General features: G+C 31.4%; 2 protein-coding genes and 1 pseudogene. All 3 read right to left on the reverse strand.

The window, feature by feature from the left end; translation table 11 throughout:
- A partial coding sequence (locus tag JMO20_RS19810) for a PTS transporter subunit EIIC (RefSeq protein ID WP_279380193.1) occupies window positions 1-456 on the reverse strand: 456 nt, incomplete at its 3' end.
- Between the two features lie 38 nt (window positions 457-494).
- Window positions 495-2,642, reverse strand: coding sequence for a BglG family transcription antiterminator (locus JMO20_RS19815; protein WP_202711595.1), 2,148 nt, complete (start codon window positions 2,640-2,642; stop codon window positions 495-497).
- 177 nt (window positions 2,643-2,819) lie between these two features.
- A pseudogene (locus JMO20_RS19820) lies at window positions 2,820-3,285 on the reverse strand (PTS mannitol transporter subunit IICB); the annotation flags it as partial.

The raw sequence follows: 3,285 nt of genomic DNA on the forward strand, positions 1-3,285 counted from the left end.
TGCTACTACCATACCTAAGATTCCTGCTGAGAAGTTGTTTACTAACATTTCAAATCCTTCTGGAATTTTACCTTCTACAGCGTCATCAAATTTCTTGATTACATATCCTCCTAAAGGACCCATTATCATGGCACCTATAAACATTGGGATGTCTACCCCTACTATAACTCCAATTGTTGCTACAGCTCCAACTACTCCACCTCTAGCACCTGCTACTAACTTACCACCTGTATAACCAATAAGAAGTGGTAATAGGTACAAAATCATTGGATCTACTAGTTTGGATAAATTTTCATTAGGTATCCAACCTGTAGGAATAAATAGAGCTGTAATTAATCCCCATGCTATAAAAGCACCTATATTTGGCATTACCATTCCACTTAGGAATCTTCCAAACTTTTGTACCCTTATTCTTGCTCCTCCCTGTGAATTATGGCTCATAGACTTTGATCCCATATCAATTCCTCCTTTAAATTCTCTCTGTGTTTAAATATTTAGATTTGCTTAACCTTAGAGGTATAGAAATTATCTAATAATTTGCTTAATTCTTGATATATTTCATCTTTATCTCTAGTTGTTAATCTTTCAGCTAAATATTCATTTTCTACTAAAGACCTGCTAATTTTACTTATTACTTCTATGCTAGCCTTACTGCTCTCCTTAGGAGCAATTAATACTAAAGCTATCTTAATTTTCTGATTTATTATTTTGTTATCGCCTTCAGAATTTAGCTTTACTACACCACATTTTAACTCATCTATAATTTTTGAACGGCAATGCAATAATATTATTTGTTTATCTTTTAATATCGTATGTCCAAGTTTCTCCCTAGCCAGAAGCTCATTACTCAATATTTCTCTTTTTATCTCATCTTCAACCATAGTCCTACTAACATGTTCAATCAATTCTTCAATATTACTTGCATTGACATTATCATCATAATAAAAATTATTTAACAACTGTAATATCGAGCGACTGTACTCACTAATTAGTTTCATACTATTTTTAAAGCTTGAATCTGATTCTGACTTGTATTCCTTAGGTTCTTTCTGTATCTTTCTGATTTGACTAATTTTTGTGAGTTTTGCTTCAATTTTTACTATGTCTTTATTTGTAAGAAATGGAGTTACTACTACTGTCTCAACCTGTTCATTTTCGATATCTGTAGTTGATATAATTAATTCGATATTATTGCTACTTAGCCACTTATTATCTATCTCAACAGTTGACAAGATATCAACTATACTTATATTCTTAAATTTCTTTTCTAACCTAGCGGCTAACATCTTCGAAGTTCCTATACCACTGGCACAAACAACTACCACATTATATGTTGCTTCCTTTTGAGAAGCATTTCTTTCTAACACTGCGCCAAAATGCATTGCAATAAATCCAATTTCTGATTCAGGTACTTTAACATTATATTTTTCTTCTAGTACCTTTGAACTTTTAGCACTTATTTCAAATAAGCTTGGATAATTCTGTTTTATTTCCTTCAATAAAGGATTTCTTATATTAAGGTTTAACTTAAGACGATTTATTGTTGGTATAAGGTGAGTTACTAAATCCAGTAAGAGCTTATCATTATATCTTAGGATATACCCTGTTTCATTTTCTACTATCTTAAGCATATCTTTAACTACATTAATTAGCTCGAGCTCTTGAATACCGCCTTCCTCTATTTTGTCGGAATTATATATCCTTGCCCCTCTCAAATGCATTGTGATATATCCTAATTCATCGACAGGTACGTCAACTTTAAATATTTTAGATATTCTTTCACCTAATAGTTGGGCAAATTGAAATTCACTAGTTAATTTTAATTCATCTAGAAGCTCCTTATTTATCATGATTTTTTCATTATTTTTAATCCTTTGTACTGCTAAGGTAAGATGAACAACCAATCCTACGAATGCACTATCTGAAAGCTTCCTTCCCATTTTTCCTTCTATATTTTGTACTAACTCTTCAATTTGCATCGTTGTTTGCTTGTCTATTAAATTAAATAGTCTATTACGTACCTTAACTTCTATTTTACTTTGTCTATCTACTGAATCCTTAACCTTATTATTAATAATATAAATTAATTGGTTTATGTCTAGATTCTCATATAAGAGATCAATCAAAGCACTTCTAAAGGCTTCTTCTTTACCTTCAACATAAACGCCAAATCCTGGCTTACGAATTAGTTCTAAATTATGCTTTCGAAACCATCCCTCAATTTTATTTAAATCATTAGTTATGGTTCCACTAGTTACATCAAACATAGATGTGAAATAATATAATTTCACTGGTTCCTTCATTTTCAGTAATTCACTAATCAATATAAACTGTCTTTCTGCTGGAGTATAGCTTTTATCTATGTCTTCATTCTTTAAGGATTCTCTTAATCTAGTCCTATTTTCCATGTCTTCATCTAATTGAATCCCTACCCCAGGTTTTTTAATAAGCTTAAAATCATTTTCTTCAAGCCATTTTTCTATTTGAGGCATTTCCCTTAGCACAGTTCTTGAACTAACTCCTATTTTCTTAGCAATTTGTTTAATGGTCAAAACATCTGATGAATCAGCTAGTATAATTAAAATAGATTTCGCCCTATCTTTTAATTTAAGGTTAATTTCAATACACCTCCTCACCTTCATATCAATTTTTGAACCATTAATGACATTTTTATATAATTTCTTTTGTTATTATTATTTTACCACCGCCTTTCCCAGTTATTCAACGTAAAGATAATTGAATTTGTCTGTTTCGGATAGTGACAATATTAAATTTATAGCGAAAAAGCAGCAAGGATTTCCTTGCCGCTTTCAGCTTTATTATTTTAGTTTATTTACCAATTCATCATACACAGGACTATTTAAGAAGTCATCTATTGGAATATGTTCTGCATTAGGGGCTACTGATTTTGCCCTATCTGTTAAGCTCTTATGACTTATAACTATATCAGCATCATTTGGTATCTGATCAATTGCACTATTTATAACCTCTATATCTAAGCCTGCTTTCTTTATCTTGTTTCTTAGTCTTGATGCTCCCATGGCACTTGAGCCCATTCCTGCATCACATGCAAATACTATTTTACTAATACTACCATCTTTTCTTATATTTAACTTCTTATCTTCTTTTTTATTTTTAAGTTCTTTTACTCTTGCCTTTGCTTCATCTAAGTCTTCATCATCCTTTGACCTCTTGATAAAGAAGGATGCAACTAGGAATGAAACTACTGTTGAAACTACTACACCTGCTATTACTGGGAAAAAGCCTCCCTTTGGTGTCATTCCT

This window comes from Sporosalibacterium faouarense (genome assembly GCF_016765695.1).
Taxonomy (GTDB): Bacteria; Bacillota; Clostridia; order Tissierellales; family VENL01; genus Sporosalibacterium; species Sporosalibacterium faouarense.